This is a genomic window from Pseudomonas lini, from assembly GCF_001042905.1.
GTDB lineage: Bacteria > Pseudomonadota > Gammaproteobacteria > Pseudomonadales > Pseudomonadaceae > Aquipseudomonas > Aquipseudomonas lini.
Genome location: NZ_JYLB01000004.1, coordinates 62,265 through 78,813 on the forward strand (window position 1 = coordinate 62,265; position 16,549 = coordinate 78,813).

General features: G+C 58.7%; 17 protein-coding genes. 10 read left to right on the forward strand and 7 right to left on the reverse strand.

The window, feature by feature from the left end; genetic code table 11:
• Positions 1-328 precede the first annotated feature (328 nt).
• The 4 genes from TU81_RS12570 to TU81_RS12585 all read left to right on the forward strand — a co-directional run bounded on the left by TU81_RS12570 (position 329) and on the right by TU81_RS12585 (position 4,491).
• Positions 329-1,360 (forward strand): amino acid ABC transporter substrate-binding protein, encoded by a 1,032-nt coding sequence (locus tag TU81_RS12570; RefSeq protein WP_038981655.1) that lies wholly within the window; start codon positions 329-331, stop codon positions 1,358-1,360.
• A 65-nt stretch (positions 1,361-1,425) separates the two neighbouring features.
• Complete coding sequence (locus TU81_RS12575; RefSeq protein ID WP_038981656.1) at positions 1,426-2,607, forward strand: amino acid ABC transporter permease; 1,182 nt, start codon at positions 1,426-1,428, stop codon at positions 2,605-2,607.
• Positions 2,608-2,617: 10 nt separating this feature from the next.
• Positions 2,618-3,715: an amino acid ABC transporter permease gene (locus TU81_RS12580; RefSeq protein WP_048395419.1), complete on the forward strand. Its 1,098-nt coding sequence runs from the start codon at positions 2,618-2,620 to the stop codon at positions 3,713-3,715.
• A gap of 11 nt (positions 3,716-3,726) precedes the next feature.
• Positions 3,727-4,491: an amino acid ABC transporter ATP-binding protein gene (locus TU81_RS12585; protein ID WP_038981658.1), complete on the forward strand. Its 765-nt coding sequence runs from the start codon at positions 3,727-3,729 to the stop codon at positions 4,489-4,491.
• A gap of 64 nt (positions 4,492-4,555) precedes the next feature.
• Here the strand turns inward: TU81_RS12585 and TU81_RS12590 are convergent, their stop codons facing one another.
• Together TU81_RS12590 and TU81_RS12595 are read right to left on the reverse strand one after the other, a co-directional pair.
• Positions 4,556-5,038, reverse strand: coding sequence for a type II toxin-antitoxin system MqsA family antitoxin (locus TU81_RS12590; protein ID WP_048395421.1), 483 nt, complete (start codon positions 5,036-5,038; stop codon positions 4,556-4,558).
• The gene (locus tag TU81_RS12595) at positions 5,035-5,346 is read right to left on the reverse strand and encodes a type II toxin-antitoxin system MqsR family toxin (RefSeq protein ID WP_048395423.1); all 312 of its coding nucleotides are present in this window, start codon (positions 5,344-5,346) and stop codon (positions 5,035-5,037) included. Before TU81_RS12595 ends, TU81_RS12590 begins: the two co-directional genes overlap by 4 nt.
• Before the next feature lie 165 nt (positions 5,347-5,511).
• On the opposite strand from TU81_RS12595, the gene TU81_RS12600 reads away from it, so the two are divergent.
• The 5 genes from TU81_RS12600 (at position 5,512) to TU81_RS12620 (ending at position 9,432) form a co-directional block, all read left to right on the forward strand.
• The gene (locus tag TU81_RS12600; protein WP_038981661.1) at positions 5,512-6,171 is read left to right on the forward strand and encodes a FadR/GntR family transcriptional regulator; all 660 of its coding nucleotides are present in this window, start codon (positions 5,512-5,514) and stop codon (positions 6,169-6,171) included.
• Positions 6,161-7,477: a CynX/NimT family MFS transporter gene (locus TU81_RS12605; protein WP_048395425.1), complete on the forward strand. Its 1,317-nt coding sequence runs from the start codon at positions 6,161-6,163 to the stop codon at positions 7,475-7,477. The genes TU81_RS12600 and TU81_RS12605 overlap by 11 nt, the downstream gene beginning before the upstream one ends.
• A 100-nt stretch (positions 7,478-7,577) precedes the next feature.
• Entirely contained in the window at positions 7,578-8,048 is a 471-nt protein-coding gene (locus TU81_RS12610) for a nuclear transport factor 2 family protein (RefSeq protein WP_048395911.1), read from the forward strand.
• A 39-nt stretch (positions 8,049-8,087) separates the two neighbouring features.
• Positions 8,088-8,408 carry a GIY-YIG nuclease family protein gene (locus tag TU81_RS12615; RefSeq protein ID WP_048395428.1) on the forward strand — a complete coding sequence of 107 codons (321 nt, stop codon included), beginning with the start codon at positions 8,088-8,090 and terminating at the stop codon, positions 8,406-8,408.
• Between the two features lie 88 nt (positions 8,409-8,496).
• Positions 8,497-9,432 carry a glutathione S-transferase family protein gene (locus TU81_RS12620; protein WP_038981664.1) on the forward strand — a complete coding sequence of 312 codons (936 nt, stop codon included), beginning with the start codon at positions 8,497-8,499 and terminating at the stop codon, positions 9,430-9,432.
• Between the two features lie 135 nt (positions 9,433-9,567).
• On the opposite strand, the gene TU81_RS12625 is transcribed toward TU81_RS12620, so the two are convergent.
• Positions 9,568-9,918 (reverse strand): glutaredoxin family protein, encoded by a 351-nt coding sequence (locus TU81_RS12625; protein ID WP_038981665.1) that lies wholly within the window; start codon positions 9,916-9,918, stop codon positions 9,568-9,570.
• A complete protein-coding gene (yejK, locus tag TU81_RS12630) occupies positions 9,918-10,922 on the reverse strand; it encodes a nucleoid-associated protein YejK (RefSeq protein ID WP_038981666.1) in 1,005 nt (334 codons plus the stop codon). The genes TU81_RS12625 and yejK overlap by 1 nt, the downstream gene beginning before the upstream one ends.
• Positions 10,923-11,318: 396 nt before the next feature.
• On the opposite strand from yejK, the gene TU81_RS12635 reads away from it, so the two are divergent.
• Positions 11,319-11,600 carry an HU family DNA-binding protein gene (locus TU81_RS12635; protein WP_007905514.1) on the forward strand — a complete coding sequence of 94 codons (282 nt, stop codon included), beginning with the start codon at positions 11,319-11,321 and terminating at the stop codon, positions 11,598-11,600.
• Positions 11,601-11,807: 207 nt separating this feature from the next.
• On the opposite strand, the gene rlmF is transcribed toward TU81_RS12635, so the two are convergent.
• The 3 genes from rlmF to TU81_RS12650 form a co-directional block, all read right to left on the reverse strand.
• Positions 11,808-12,830, reverse strand: coding sequence for a 23S rRNA (adenine(1618)-N(6))-methyltransferase RlmF (gene rlmF / locus TU81_RS12640; protein WP_007905515.1), 1,023 nt, complete (start codon positions 12,828-12,830; stop codon positions 11,808-11,810).
• A 228-nt stretch (positions 12,831-13,058) separates the two neighbouring features.
• Complete coding sequence (locus TU81_RS12645) at positions 13,059-15,905, reverse strand: valine--tRNA ligase (RefSeq protein ID WP_048395430.1); 2,847 nt, start codon at positions 15,903-15,905, stop codon at positions 13,059-13,061.
• A gap of 255 nt (positions 15,906-16,160) precedes the next feature.
• Positions 16,161-16,541, reverse strand: a complete 381-nt coding sequence (locus TU81_RS12650) for a hypothetical protein (RefSeq protein ID WP_048395432.1) — start codon at positions 16,539-16,541, stop codon at positions 16,161-16,163.
• Positions 16,542-16,549 lie beyond the last annotated feature (8 nt).

The following is a 16,549-nucleotide window of genomic DNA, read 5'->3' on the forward strand; positions in this document are numbered from 1 at the left end:
GGGGTTTGCTATGGGGAAAGCTGTGCAACCAATCTCATGCCTGGCGGTAACACTATCAGTGTACGGCTGGTCGTGGGATAGCAAAGAATCCGGTGATGGATGTTCGCCAGTGGCCGCTACGGGCTTCGCGAACGTGAAAGGGCTACAGCCCGTTCGGCCGATTGGTGAGAAGGGAGTTATCCATGATGTGGATTTTCTCCTACTAGACTCATGGCGATGGTCCTTACGTCGGTTGACCCTAAAAAAAGCCAACAAGGGTCAGCAACGCCTCAAAAGGGTGCGACAGGGCTCAAGCTCCGACACAACAAGAGCAAAACTGGAGGTTTGAATGAAGATGTTGAAATCCACCCTGGCCGTCGTGACTGCAGCCGCAGTGCTCGGTGTCAGTGGGTTCGCTCAGGCGGGTGCAACCCTGGATGCAGTACAGAAGAAAGGTTTCGTACAGTGCGGTGTAAGTGACGGTTTGCCGGGTTTCTCGGTTCCGGACTCCACTGGCAAGATCGTCGGTATCGACGCTGATTTCTGCCGTGCTGTGGCCGCTGCCGTTTTCGGTGATGCGACCAAGGTCAAATTCAGCCAGTTGAACGCCAAAGAGCGCTTCACCGCGCTGCAGTCCGGTGAAATCGACATCTTGTCGCGCAACACCACCATGACCAGCTCCCGTGACGCAGGTATGGGCCTGAAATTCCCAGGCTTCATCACCTACTACGACGGCATCGGCTTCCTGGTGAACAACAAGTTGGGCGTCAAGAGCGCCAAAGAGCTGGATGGCGCGACCATCTGCATCCAGGCCGGTACTACCACTGAACTGAACGTTTCCGACTACTTCCGCGGCAACGGTCTGAAATACACCCCGATCACCTTCGACACCTCCGACGAAAGCGCCAAGTCGCTTGAATCCGGTCGTTGCGACGTGCTGACCTCCGACAAGTCCCAGTTGTTCGCCCAGCGCAGCAAGCTGGCCTCTCCGAAGGACTACGTGGTTCTACCGGAAACCATCTCCAAAGAACCGCTGGGTCCGGTCGTACGTAATGGCGACGACGAGTGGCTGGCTGTCGTGCGTTGGACTGGTTACGCCATGCTCAATGCTGAAGAAGCAGGCATCACTTCGGCGAACGTCGAAGCCGAAGCCAAAGCCACCAAGAACCCGGACGTCGCTCGTCTGCTGGGCTCTGACGGTGAGTACGGCAAAGACTTGAAAGTGAAGAAAGACTGGGTCGTCCAGATCATCAAGCAAGTCGGTAACTACGGCGAAGTGTTCGAGAAGAACCTCGGCAAGAAAACTCCGCTGGAAATCGACCGCGGGCTGAACGCTCTGTGGAACGCTGGCGGCATTCAATACGCACCACCAGTGCGCTGATGGTTCTATCACCCGGCGGGCCAACCGCCGGGTGATGTTCTGTTCCATTATTTCCGGGGCACTTCATGCAAAATTCAATCGGCGCACCAAAGCAGAGGCTCAGCCTCAGCGATCCACGAGTGCGTGCGTGGGTATTCCAGATCATCACCATTGTGGCGGTGGTCTCGCTGGGCTGGTTTCTGTTCGACAACACGCAAACCAACCTCCAGCACCGGGGCATTACCTCGGGTTTCGACTTTCTTGAGCGCAGTGCCGGTTTCGGCATCGCTCAGCACCTGATCGACTACACCGAATCGGACAGCTATGCCCGGGTGTTTGTCATCGGCCTGCTCAACACCCTGCTGGTCACCTTTATCGGTGTGATCCTGGCGACGATCCTGGGTTTCATCGTCGGTGTGTCACGGCTGTCGAAGAACTGGATCATTGCCAAGCTGGCGACGGTGTATGTAGAGGTCTTCCGTAACATTCCGCCGCTGCTGCAAATCCTGTTCTGGTACTTTGCTGTGTTCCTGACCATGCCAGGGCCGCGCAACAGCCATAACTTCGGCGACACCTTCTTTGTCAGCAGCCGCGGCCTGAACATGCCCGCAGCGTTGGCGGCGGATGGTTTCTGGCCGTTTGTGGTGAGTGTGGTCGTGGCCATCGTCGCGATCGTGCTGATGTGCCGCTGGGCCAACAAGCGTTTCGAAGCGACCGGCGTACCGTTCCACAAATTCTGGGTAGGCCTGGCGCTGTTCCTGGTGATCCCTGCGCTGTGCGCATTGATCTTCGGCGCGCCATTGCACTGGGAAATGCCGGAGCTCAAGGGCTTCAATTTCGTCGGTGGCTGGGTTCTGATCCCGGAACTGCTGGCGCTGACCCTGGCCTTGACGGTGTACACCGCGGCGTTTATCGCCGAAATCGTGCGTTCGGGCATCAAGTCGGTTAGCCACGGCCAGACCGAAGCGGCTCACTCGTTGGGGCTGCGCAACGGTCCGACCCTGCGCAAGGTGATCATCCCGCAAGCCCTGCGCGTGATCATTCCACCGCTGACCAGCCAATACCTGAACCTGGCGAAAAACTCCTCGCTGGCGGCCGGTATCGGTTATCCGGAGATGGTGTCGTTGTTTGCCGGTACGGTGCTGAACCAGACCGGGCAGGCGATCGAAGTCATTGCCATCACCATGAGCGTGTACCTGGCGATCAGTATCAGCATTTCCTTGCTGATGAACTGGTACAACAAGCGCATTGCGCTGATCGAGCGGTAAGGAAAAGCGCATGACGACTCATACTTTCAAACCCGACATGCCACCACCGAGCAGTAGCATCGGTATCGTGGCGTGGATGCGGGCGCACATGTTCTCCAGCTGGATCAACACCCTGCTGACGTTGTTCGCGTTCTATCTGATTTACCTGATAGTTCCGCCTATCGTGAGCTGGGCGATTCTCGATGCCAACTGGGTCGGTACCACCCGCGCCGACTGCACCAAGGAGGGCGCCTGCTGGGTGTTCATCCAGCAGCGCTTTGGCCAGTTCATGTATGGCTACTACCCGGTGGACTTGCGCTGGCGCGTGGATCTGACCGTGTGGCTGGCGGTGATTGGCGTGGCGCCGCTGTTCGTCGCACGCGTTCCACACAAGGCAATCTACGGCCTGAGCTTTTTGGTGCTCTATCCGATCATTTCCTACACCTTGTTGCACGGTGGCTGGTTTGGTCTGACCGAAGTGCCGACCAGCCAGTGGGGCGGCCTGATGCTGACCCTGGTGATCGCTACCGTCGGTATCGTCGGCGCATTGCCTCTGGGTATCGTTCTGGCCCTGGGCCGGCGTTCGAACATGCCGGCGATTCGCGTGGTCTGCGTGACCTTCATCGAATTCTGGCGCGGCGTGCCGTTGATCACGGTGCTGTTCATGTCTTCGGTGATGTTGCCGTTGTTCCTGCCCGAAGGCATGAACTTCGACAAACTGCTGCGGGCGCTGATCGGCGTGATCCTGTTCCAGTCGGCCTACATCGCTGAAGTGGTGCGTGGCGGTCTGCAAGCGATCCCCAAAGGTCAGTACGAAGCGACTGCAGCGATGGGCCTCGGTTACTGGCGCAGCATGGGCCTGGTGATTCTGCCGCAAGCCCTGAAGCTGGTGATCCCTGGCATCGTCAACACCTTCATTGCGCTGTTCAAGGACACGAGCCTGGTGATCATCATCGGCCTGTTCGACTTGCTCAACAGCGTCAAGCAAGCCGCCGCCGACCCGAAATGGCTGGGCATGGCCACTGAAGGCTATGTGTTCGCGGCCTTGGTGTTCTGGATTTTCTGTTTTGGTATGTCCCGCTACTCCATGCATTTGGAACGTAAGCTGGACACTGGCCACAAGCGTTAGGAGCGTAGTTTATGAGTGAAGCGATCAAACAGCCTGTGAGCCCTGAAGGCATTATTCAGATGCAGGGCGTGAACAAGTGGTACGGCCAGTTCCACGTGTTGAAAGACATCAACCTGAACGTCAAGCAAGGCGAGCGTATCGTTTTGTGCGGCCCATCGGGTTCCGGCAAATCCACCACCATCCGTTGCCTCAATCGTCTGGAAGAACACCAGCAGGGCCGCATCGTGGTCGATGGCGTGGAACTGACCAACGACCTCAAGCAGATCGAATCGGTCCGCCGCGAAGTCGGCATGGTGTTCCAGCACTTCAACCTGTTCCCGCACCTGACCATCCTGCAGAACTGCACTCTGGCGCCGATGTGGGTACGCAAGATGCCCAAGCGCAAGGCCGAAGAAATCGCCATGCATTACCTGGAGCGCGTACGCATTCCGGAGCAGGCGCATAAATACCCGGGGCAACTATCCGGCGGTCAGCAACAGCGTGTGGCGATTGCCCGTGCCCTGTGCATGAAACCGAAAATCATGCTCTTCGACGAACCGACTTCGGCACTCGACCCAGAGATGGTGAAAGAGGTTCTGGACACCATGATCGGCCTGGCCGAAGACGGCATGACCATGCTCTGCGTGACCCACGAAATGGGCTTCGCCCGTACCGTGGCCAACCGCGTGATCTTCATGGACAAGGGTGAAATCGTTGAACAGGCGGCGCCGAATGACTTCTTCGACAATCCGCAGAATGAGCGTACGAAGCTGTTCCTGAGCCAGATTTTGCATTGATGCCAGACTGACTCGCAAAAACAAACCCGGCCTCGCGCCGGGTTTGTTTTTTGTATTCTGGAGCTCAGGACACGGTGAGCGTTTCATGTTCCTTGTGCACCGTATCCTTGAAACCCCTCAAGTCCGCCCCTTCACCCAGGGTTCTCGCATCCGCGAGCAAGTGCGGATAGCGATCAAGCAAGCGCATCAGCACCATCAGCGCCTTGGGCGGGAGTAATTCGCCGCGCTCGTAACGGGAAAACGCGTTGTGTCCACCACCGGATAACAGCAGCACCGCTTCTTTTTGCGATAGATGCAGCTTGCGGCGGATGCGCTTCATTTCGTTGCCGATCATTTGTCTTCCGGCGATGACCAGCTCGTCGCACGCATCGGAATAGCGCTCCGAGCAACCGGGGTCGAGTATGACTTCTCCGCATCCTTGGCACTCCCATCCGGATAAATCATCGACCCGGCGCTCCATACCCTTGACGCTCATGGTTTCGCCGCGACCTTCGAAGTGCCTCATTCCCTCTCGCGCGCCGCAGCTGAAGCATTGTTTTGTATTCATGGGTTTTTCTCCTTGAAGGAGATCACCGGAGGTTCACTGCCTGAGCAATAAGTGACCTTGATGTAAATCTCCAGATCGTGCGAAGTGATGTGGTACACGTCTTGCCAAATCCGATGATCGCCATAGGTAGTCATCGATTTGTACAACATCTTGCTGTGCAATTCGAAAATGACTTCTTGCATTTCCCTGATGCTAAAGCCCAGGTCTCTGCCGTTTTTCCGTGCCGTCTTGGTAAACGCGTTTTTCCCGAGCCGCCTGACATCCTCCTTGATCACCACCAGGTTGTAATGGGGTGTGTGCTTCTCCATAAGAAACCTTGAACCTGTTCTAGAAATTACCCTTAAAGGGTAATTTTGACCAATCGAAAATCCCGCTCCATTCCTTCTCTCTGACCGTAGGCGGTTGCCGTCCTACACGAAGCTGACTAACATGTCAGAAAATTCATCCTATGATTGGATGAAAGGGCGAACTCCATGTCAGACATTTCTCCATTAATTAAACGATCCCTGGTCGATCAGGCTCTGGACCAGTTACGCCTGCGCATCAATCAAGGCGTCTGGACGGTCGGCCAGCGCTTGCCCACCGAGCCGGAACTGGCAACTGAGCTGGGCATCAGCCGCAATACCGTGCGCGAAGCCATGCGCGTGTTGGCGTTTTCCGGGTTGATCGAGATTCGCCAGGGCGACGGCAGTTATCTGCGGGCGGTGATCGATCCACTGGACACCATGAAGGCGCTGTCCCGTTGCACTCAGGAACAGGCTCGGGAAACCCGGCACATACTGGAAGTCGAAGCCATCGGCCTCGCAGCGTTACGCCGCACCGATGAAGACCTGGTGGCATTGCGCGAAGCGCTAGGCGTCAGCGGCAGTCACTACCACGGCGATCTCGACACCTACATTGCTTGCGATCTGGTGTTTCACCGTCGGCTGGTGGATGCGGCGCACAACCCGACCCTCAGCGAGCTGTATCGCTACTTCTCCAGCATCGTCGGCGCGCACTTGCGCCAGACCCTGAACATCTCTCCCCGACGCCAAGCGGTGTTCGACCTTCATGTCGAACTGCTCGATGCCGTCGAGCAACGCGACCCGGAACGGGCCAAAGCCTTGTCGAGGCAGCTGATCAATGAACCTTGAAACCGAGAACCCCATGTCCACCCAGCAAGCCAGCAACAGCAGCATCACTGAGCTCAAGCGCACGGCGGAGCTCGAAGAGCTGTTGATCGACGCCGAGGCCGATGACGAGCAGGTTCAGCAAACTCATCCGATCCTTCAGCGGCCCTGGCTGTTGTTGCTCGGCCTGATTCTGGTGGCGCTGAATCTGCGTCCGGCGTTATCGAGCATGGCGCCGATGCTCAGCGAGATCTCGAAGACGCTGGGGTTATCGGCTGCCCAGGCCGGGTTGCTGACGACCTTGCCGGTACTTTGCCTCGGTCTGTTCGCGCCCTTGGCGCCGGTGCTGGCGCGACGTTTTGGGGCCGAGCGAGTGGTGTTGGGGATTCTTCTGATGCTGGCCGGCGGGATCATTTTGCGCAGTTCGTTCGGCGAGATCGGCCTGTTCGCTGGCAGCGTGCTGGCCGGCGCCAGCATCGGGGTGATCGGTGTCCTGCTGCCCGGCATTGTCAAACGCGACTTCCCGAAACAGGCCGGCACCATGACCGGCGTCTACACCATGGCCCTGTGCCTGGGCGCGGCCATGGCGGCTGGGGCGACCGTGCCGTTGAGCGAACATTTCGACAAAAGCTGGGCCTTGGGCCTCGGTTTCTGGGTGCTTCCAGCGTTGGTCGCGGCGATTTTCTGGCTGCCGCAAGTTGGCCAGAAGCACGGCGCGCATCATGTTGCCTATCGGGTCCGAGGGCTGTTGCGTGATCCGCTGGCCTGGCAAGTGACCTTGTACATGGGTCTGCAATCGTCTTTGGCCTACATCGTGTTTGGCTGGCTACCGTCGATTCTGATCGGCCGCGGTCTGACACCAACCCAGGCTGGTCTGGTGTTGTCGGGTTCGGTGATTGTCCAGTTGATCAGCTCCCTGGCAGCACCCTGGTTGGCGACGCGTGGCAAGGACCAACGGCTGGCGATCGTGATCGTCATGGCAATGACCCTCGGCGGTTTGTTCGGTTGCCTTTATGCGCCGATCGATGGCTTGTGGGGTTGGGCGATCCTGCTGGGGTTGGGGCAGGGCGCCACGTTCAGCCTGGCGTTGACCCTGATCGTGCTGCGTTCGCGGGATGCTCATGTCGCGGCCAACCTGTCGAGCATGGCCCAAGGCTTCGGTTACACCTTGGCGTCCATGGGGCCGTTCGCGGTCGGCGTGGTGCATGACTGGACCGGCGGCTGGAGCGCCCTGGGCTGGATCTTCGGCGTCATCGGCCTCGGTGCGATCATCGCCGGGCTCGGAGCCGGGCGTTCGTTGTACGTTCAGGTTCAAAGCGAAAAAATCTGATTCGCACACACTGTCGGTATTCGGAGTGCGAATGCTGATGGTGTTTCGTCCGTTGGCAGATTATCGTGCTGGCAATCTGCCTATTCTCCGGAGCCTGTCCATGAGTGATGCCCACAACGTCTTGATCACCCGGTTCTACCAAGCTTTCCAGCAGTTGGATGCCGAGGCCATGAGCGCCTGCTACACCGACGATGTGGTGTTCAGTGATCCGGCGTTCGGCGAACTGCGCGGGCGTGATGCCGGCGACATGTGGCGCATGCTCACCACCCGGGCCAAGGACTTCTCCCTGACCTTCGATAACGTGCGCAGCGATGAGCGCACGGGCGGTGCCCATTGGGTGGCGACCTACCTGTTCAGCCAGACCGGCAATACCGTGGTCAACGACATCCAGGCGCGTTTCGTGTTTCGCGACGGCAAGATCTGCGAACATCACGACAGCTTTGATCTGTGGCGCTGGTCGCGTCAGGCGCTGGGTTTCAAAGGGCTGTTGTTGGGCTGGACGCCGGTGGTGAGAAACGCCGTTCGTGCCCAGGCCTTGAAGGGGCTGAAGGCATTTCAGGCCAGTCGCTGATAAGATCGCGGCTTGTTTCCTACAAGCCTTGATCGTCACGTGAGCACCTCGAGCGAATCTTCCGTCATTGCCGCCGAACCGCCGCTGCCCGTCAGCAAACCCTGGTTCGTCTACCTCGTTCGCGCGGCCAATGGTTCGCTCTACTGCGGGATCAGCGATGATCCCGTCCGCCGTTTCGCCACCCACCAAAGTGGCAAAGGCGCACGCTTCTTTCTGTCCAGCCCGGCCGTGGCACTGGTCTACACCGAAGTCTGCCGCGACAAAAGCGAAGCGCTGCGCCAGGAACGGCTGATCAAAAAACTCAAGAAAAGCGCCAAGGAGTGTCTGGTGGCAAGCGCGGTTGCGGGCTTATCAATCTGACTGATAAGCGCCCATCAGGCAGATGGGTAGGCTGCTTGTGGATTGCGCGTTAAGCTGCGAGCTCCTTATCCGAGCGCCGGAGCCGAGCATGTCCGAGTTGATTCTGCATCATTACCCGACGTCCCCTTTCGCCGAAAAGGCTCGTTTGCTGCTGGGCTTCAAGGGGCTGTCCTGGCGCTCGGTGAACATCTCGCCAGTGATGCCAAAACCCGATCTGACGGCGCTGACCGGCGGCTATCGCAAGACGCCGGTATTGCAGATTGGCGCTGATATCTATTGCGACACCGCGTTGATGGCTCGTCGCCTGGAGCAGGAAAAAGCCTTGCCGGCGTTCTTCCCGGAAGGTCAGGAAATGATCACCGCAACCTTCGCGGCGTGGGTCGATTCGGTGGTGTTCCAGCATGCGGTCAGCCTGGTGTTCCAGCCGGCGTCGGTGGCGGTGCGCTTTGGCAAGTTGTCGCCGGAAGCGATCAAGGGGTTCCTGGCCGATCGCGCCGGCTTGTTCAGCGGTGGCAGCGCCACACGGTTGTCCGCCGAGCAGGCTCGGCACCAATGGCCAACGATCATGGCGCGTCTGGAGCAGCAACTTCAGCGTGAGCAGGGGGACTTCCTGTTCGGTGAGCCATCGATTGCCGACTTTGCCCTGGCCCACTCGTTGTGGTTCCTAAAAGCGACGCACGTGACGTCACCGTTGGTGGATGCTTATCCGGGTGTTTTGGCGTGGTTTGGTCGTGTGATGGGGTTTGGTCATGGCGCGTTCAGCGAGATGACGTCCGAGGAAGCGCTGGAGATAGCCCGCAATGCCACACCGGCCGCGTTGCCGGATGAGCAGTTTGAGGAGCCAAACGGGTTTGAGGTTGGTCAGCAAGTGGTGATCGCTGCGACCGATTACGGGGTTGATCCGGTGGCGGGTGAATTGCTGTTTGCGGGTAGCGAAGAATTGATTTTGCGTCGCGAAGACGAGCGGGCCGGCGTTGTGCATGTGCACTTTCCGCGGTTCGGGTTTCGCATCGAAGTGCAGTAGGTGCTAACCACTCATTTTCTGGTCATGCACTAACCTGTGGGAGCTGGCTTGCCTGCGATAGCGGAGTGTCAGGCAACATCAATGTTGCTGGGCTGACGTCATCGCAGGCAAGCCAGCTCCCACAAGGGACGGTGGTTACTTCAGAGCGGCAAGAACCTTGTCCGGGTCATACCCGCGTATCAACGTCCCGTTCACATCGATCAGCGGAATTCCGCGTCCGCCCAGCGCCTCGTAGGCTTTACGCGCCTGGGCATCTTTCTCGATATCGAATTCCTTGTACGCAATGCCCTTCTGGTCGAGAAAGCGCCGGGTCAGCTTGCAGTAGCCGCACCAATCGGTGGCATAGAGCACGACGTTGGCCTTGGCCTGGGTCTGCTCAGACACCACTTGCGAGGGGTGAAACACCCGCTCGATCTTGCCCCAGTTCTGGTAAACAACGACCACCAGCAAGATCAGCAAGCATTTCTTCAATACGCCGCCGAGCATCAGTTGCGTCGCTTGAGCTGGTCGGTCAATTGGGTCGGCAGGCCTTTGATAATCAGCGTACCAGCTTCTTCGTCATATTCGATCTTCGAACCCAGCAGGTGCGCTTCGAAGCTGATGGACAAGCCCTCGGCGCGGCCGGTGAAGCGGCGGAACTGGTTCAGGGTGCGCTTATCCGCAGGGATCTCAGGCGACAGGCCGTAGTCCTTGTTGCGGATGTGATCGTAGAAGGCTTTAGGGCGCTCTTCGTCGATCAGTTCGGATAATTCTTCCAGGCCCATGGGCTCGCCCATTTTTGCTTGGCTGCTGGCGTAATCCACCAGGGTCTTGGTCTTTTCGCGCGCGGATTCTTCCGGCAGGTCTTCGCTTTCGACGAAGTCACTGAAGGCCTTGAGCAGGGTACGGGTTTCGCCGGGGCCGTCGACGCCTTCCTGGCAGCCGATGAAGTCACGGAAGTACTCCGAAACCTTTTTGCCGTTCTTGCCTTTGATGAACGAGATGTACTGCTTGGACTGCTTGTTGTTCTGCCACTCGGATACGTTGATTCGCGCTGCCAGGTGCAACTGGCCAAGGTCCAGGTGTCGCGAAGGGGTCACGTCCAGCTGATCGGTCACTGCCACGCCTTCGCTGTGGTGCAGCAGGGCGATGGCGAGGTAATCGGTCATGCCCTGCTGGTAATGAGCAAACAGCACGTGGCCGCCCACAGAGAGGTTCGACTCTTCCATCAGCTTTTGCAGATGTTCCACCGCCACCCGGCTGAAGGCTGTGAAGTCCTTCCCGCCGTCGAGGTATTCCTTCAGCCAGCCGCTGAACGGATGCGCCCCGGACTCGGCATGGAAGAAACCCCAGGCCTTGCCTTGTTTGGCGTTGTAGCTCTCGTTGAGATCGGCAAGCATGTACTCGATAGCGCTGGACTCGGCCAGTTCGGAATCGCGGGCATGAAGAACTGCGGGTGTGCCGTCGGGTTTTTTGTCGATCAGGTGGACGATGCAATGACGGATCGGCATGGGCTTCTCGGCTGATTGAAGAGAGGAGGGCGTGCTCCCCCGAAAAAGCGCTCAGTGTACCGCAACCACTGGTTTTGGCGTGGTGCCAAGGGCAATTTGCAGCTGTCCGCCGGCCCTTATGCAGTTTTTTGCCGATTTAGAGCAATAAAGCTGACCAAATGGGTAGCTAGAGGCGGATATTTCCCCGTCTCTGTGCTAGTTTTGCCCGGTCTTACGCGAAGTCACTGCGTTAAGCGTGCATTCAGCATTTGTCAGGTCGAACCAAACCCTGATTTCGGTATCTATAACCCCGACTCGTCGTGGTTATGGCCGAGGGTGCCAGATCCAGAAGATCGGGCTCGATGGCTGACACTGCACTCTGCAATCCATATGAATTTGATAGGGAAGGAACATTACATGGCTCTTACTAAAGACCAACTGATCGCCGACATCGCTGAAGCTATCGACGCGCCAAAAACCACCGCGCGTAACGCTCTGGACCAACTGGGCCAAATCGTTGCTGATCAGCTGGAAAACGGCGGCGAAATCACCCTGCCAGGTATCGGCAAGCTGAAAGTGACTGAGCGTCCTGCCCGTACCGGCCGCAACCCTTCGACTGGCGCTGCCATCGAAATCGCTGCCAAGAAAGTTATCAAGCTGGTTGTGGCCAAAGGCCTGACCGACGCTGTTAACAAGTAAGACTTGTTATAAAAAAACCGTGCTCCGGAGCAATCCGGGCACGGTTTTTTTGTGTCTGTGATTTACCCGCAAACACCCTATGACCAATGTGGGAGCGGGCTTGCTCGCGAAGGCGGTGTGTCAGTCGAATTCAATGGTGACTGACACACCGCCTTCGCGAGCAAGTCGCACCGCCGCTCCCACAGTTGATCTACGTCGGTCAGCTAATCAGCTTTTACGCGCCCAGCGTTCGCGCCAGACTTGCTGCTCGCTTTTAGTCTGGAACGTCCAGGCGACGAAGCGGCTTTGCTTCTGCCCTTGGGACATTTCCACGACCTGGCTTTCCAATACGCCGGCCTTTTTCAGCGCCGTCTGGATCGCCGGCAGGTTCGAGGCTTTCGAGACCAGGGTGCTGAACCAAAGCACTTTGTGTTGGAAGTGCGCGCTCTCGGCGATCAGTTGTGTCACAAACCGTGCTTCGCCGCCTTCACACCACAATTCGGCGGACTGGCCGCCAAAGTTCAGCACCGGCAGTTTGCGTTTTGGGTCGGCGCGGCCCAAGGCGCGCCACTTACGCTCGCTGCCCTTGGTGGCCTCGTCCATCGAGGCGTGGAACGGCGGGTTGCACATGGTCAGGTCAAAGCGTTCGCCGGGCTCGAGCAGGCCCAGCAGAATGTGCTTGGGATTGCTTTGCTGGCGCAGCTGGATGGCCTTGTTCAGCCCGTTGGACTGCACGATGGCTTTGGCGGCGGCCACGGCCGTCGGGTCGATTTCCGAGCCAAGGAAGTGCCAGCGGTAGTCGCTGTAGCCGATCAACGGATAGACGCAGTTGGCGCCCATGCCGATATCGAGCACCTTGACCGGCGCACCGCGAGGAATCTCGCCATCGTTGACGCTGGCCAGCAGGTCGGCCAGGAAGTGCACGTAGTCAGCGCGGCCCGGCACCGGTGGGCACAGGTAATCGGCCGGGATGTCCCAATGGGCAATGCCGTAGAACGACTTGAGCAGCGCCCGGTTGAACACCCGAACCGCGTCCGGGCTGGCGAAGTCGATGCTTTCCTTGCCATACGGGTTGATGATCACGAACTTCGCCAGTTCCGGCGTGGTTTTGATCAGCGCCGGGAAGTCATAACGACCCTGATGGCGATTGCGCGGATGCAGGCTGGCCTTCTCGCGGGGTTCCACGGCTTTGGCCGGGGTAGCGGAGTCAGGCTTCTTGCGCGCAGGTCTTGGTGTGCGGGGGGCGTTCATGGGCGTTGTCGATTCGGGTATGGCTAAAAGTGGCGGGTATTGTCCCACAGACAATGACTGCGCGGGGGATCCCGTAGGAGCGAGGCTTGCCCGCGAAGAACGATAACGCGGTGCAACAGATAGACCGCGTCATCGTTCTTCGCGGGCAAGCCTCGCTCCTACAAAGCGAAACAGGCGGGCATGAAAAAGGGAGGCCTTCTGGCCTCCCTTTTTCATTGCGACTTGCCGTTACAAACTGGCAATCCGCGCATGTTGCTCGGCCAGCTTGCCCAAAGCCTGTTCAGCTTCAGCCAGTTTGGCACGTTCCTTCTCGATGACTTCGGCCGGAGCCTTGTCAACGAAACCGGCGTTGGACAGCTTGCCGCCGACTCGCTGAACTTCACCCTGCAGACGCAGGATTTCCTTGTCCAGACGAGCCAGTTCGGCGTCCTTGTCGATCAGGCCGGCCATTGGCACCAGCACTTCCATCTCGCCGACCAGTGCGGTGGCGGACAGCGGTGCTTCTTCGCCGGCCTTCAGAACGGTGATCGACTCCAGACGCGCCAGCTTCTTCAGCAGCGCTTCGTTCTCGGTGAGACGGCGCTGATCTTCGGCGCTGACGTTTTTCAGGAACAGGTTCAGCGGCTTGCCCGGACCGATGTTCATTTCGCCACGGATGTTGCGCGTGCCGAGCATCAGGCCCTTGAGCCATTCGATGTCGTCTTCGGCGCCCTGATCGATGCGTGCTTCATTGGCCACTGGCCAAGGTTGCAGCATGATCGTCTTGCCTTCGATACCGGCCAGCGGCGCGACGCGCTGCCAGATTTCTTCGGTGATGAACGGCATGAACGGGTGCGCCAGACGCAACGCGACTTCCAGCACTCGAACCAGCGTGCGACGGGTGCCGCGCTGACGTTCGACCGGTGCATTTTCATCCCACAGCACAGGCTTGGACAGTTCCAGGTACCAGTCGCAATACTGGTTCCAGATGAACTCGTACAAGGCTTGTGCGGCCAAGTCGAAACGGAACTGATCGAGCTGACGAGTCACTTCGGCTTCGGTGCGTTGCAGCTGCGAAATGATCCAGCGATCCGCCAGGGACAGCTCGTAGGCTTCGCCGTTCTGACCGCAGTCTTCGCCTTTGTCCAGCACGTAGCGCGCAGCGTTCCAGATCTTGTTGCAGAAGTTGCGATAGCCTTCGACGCGGCCCATGTCGAACTTGATGTCACGACCGGTCGACGCCAACGAGCAGAACGTGAAACGCAGGGCGTCGGTGCCGTAGCTGGCGATGCCGTCGGCGAACTCGTCGCGGGTCTGCTTCTCGATCTTCTTCGCCAGTTTCGGCTGCATCATGCCGGAGGTGCGTTTCTGCACTAGCTCTTCCAGCTCGATGCCGTCGATGATGTCCAGCGGGTCCAGGACGTTGCCCTTGGACTTGGACATCTTCTGGCCCTGGCCATCACGCACCAGACCGTGCACATAAACGGTCTTGAACGGAACCTGCGGCGTGCCATCTTCGTTTTTCACCAAGTGCATGGTGAGCATGATCATCCGGGCAACCCAGAAGAAAATGATGTCGAAACCGGTCACCAGCACGTCGGTGGAGTGGAATTTCTTCAGGAATTCGGTCTGCTCCGGCCAGCCGAGCGTGGAGAAAGTCCACAGGCCCGAACTGAACCAGGTGTCGAGAACGTCGTTGTCCTGTTGCAGTGCAACGTCCGGGCCGAGGTTGTTCTTGGCACGCACTTCGGCTTCGTCGCGACCGACGTAGACTTTGCCCGACTCGTCGTACCAGGCCGGAATCCGATGGCCCCACCACAGCTGACGGCTGATGCACCAATCCTGGATGTCGCGCATCCACGAGAAGTACATGTTTTCGTATTGTTTTGGCACGAACTGAATGCGGCCGTCTTCAACCGCAGCGATGGCCGGCTCAGCCAATGGCTTGGTGGAGACGTACCACTGGTCGGTCAGCCACGGCTCGATGATGGTCCCGGAGCGGTCGCCTTTCGGCACTTTCAGGGCGTGATCGTCGACGCTGACCAGCAGGCCGGCGGCTTCGAACGCTGCCACGATCTGCTTGCGCGCTTCGAAGCGGTCGAGGCCGGCGTATTCGGCCGGGATCTTGCCGTCGATGCTTTCGTTAAGCGTGCCGTCGAGGTTGAACACCTGACAAGCCGGCAGCACGTGGGCGTTTTTGTCGAAGATGTTCAGCAGCGGCAGGTTGTGGCGCTTGCCGACTTCGTAGTCGTTGAAATCGTGGGCCGGGGTGATTTTCACGCAACCGGTGCCGAATTCAGGATCGCAGTAATCGTCGGCGATGATCGGGATGCGGCGGCCAACCAGCGGCAGCTCGACAAATTTGCCGATCAGAGCTTTGTAGCGTTCGTCGTTCGGGTTAACCGCCACGGCGGCGTCGCCGAGCATGGTTTCCGGACGCGTGGTCGCGACGATCAGGTAATCGTTGCCTTCAGCGGTTTTGGCGCCGTCGGCCAACGGGTATTTCAGGTTCCACAGGAAACCTTTTTCGTCGTGGTTTTCCACTTCGAGGTCGGAAATCGCCGTGTGCAGCTTGGTGTCCCAGTTGACCAGACGCTTGCCGCGGTAGATCAGGCCGTCTTCGTGCAGGCGCACGAACGCTTCTTTAACCGCTTCCGAGAGGCCGTCGTCCATGGTGAAGCGCTCACGGCTCCAGTCCACGGACGAGCCGAGACGGCGGATCTGACGGCTGATGTTGCCGCCGGACTGATCCTTCCATTCCCATACTTTCTCGAGGAATTTTTCGCGGCCCAGATCGTGGCGATTCTGGCCTTGGGCTTCGAGTTGGCGTTCCACCAGCATTTGCGTGGCGATACCGGCGTGGTCGGTACCCGGCTGCCACAGGGTGTTGCGACCCTGCATGCGGCGGAAACGGATCAGGGCGTCCATGATCGCGTTGTTGAAGCCGTGACCCATGTGCAGGCTGCCGGTGACGTTCGGCGGCGGAATCATGATGGTGTAGGACTCGCCCGCGCCTTGCGGGGCGAAGTAATTCTCAGACTCCCAGGTGTTGTACCAGGAAGTTTCAATGGCGTGCGGCTGGTAGGTCTTATCCATGCGCGGCGGGACCCTATTGGCATTTATTCAGGAAAAGCCGGCAAGTATAGCGGGGCGTGGGGCGTAGGGCGAGCAGGTGCAGACAGGGCGCAGATCAATAACAACGCGAATCAAATGTGGAGGCAATTTGTGGGGCGGGGGGCTAACCCTGTAGGAGCTGCCGCAGGCTGCGATCTTTTGGCGTCTTCAAGAACACTGAAGATCAAAGTCAAAAGATCGCAGCCTGCGGCAGCTCCTACATTGGAATGGTGGTGTTTATTCGTACTGGCTGAGCAACCGTTCCATCCGCGCATCAAGACGGCGTTTGATTTCGGTTTCGATGTGCGGGGCGAAGTCGTCGATCACGTCTTGCATGATCAATAGCGCGGCGGCGCGCAGTTCGCTGTCCAGGTGCAGCAGGGCGTCGGGGCCTTTGCTGGCGGCAGCCGACGGTTGCGCGGCTGGTGGTGTCGTTTCGACCGGTTGCGGCGCATTGCCGACGGTGTCGAACAGCATGGGGATCTGTTCCTGATCACCTTCAATGACCGTGTCGGTCAGCAACGGCGGTTGCAGGTTGTCATCGCCGAGCAGTTGGCGGATCGACTCGAGGTCATCCAGTAGATGCGCGGAATTTTGCTGCGGTTTTGGAGTGTCCATCGGAATGC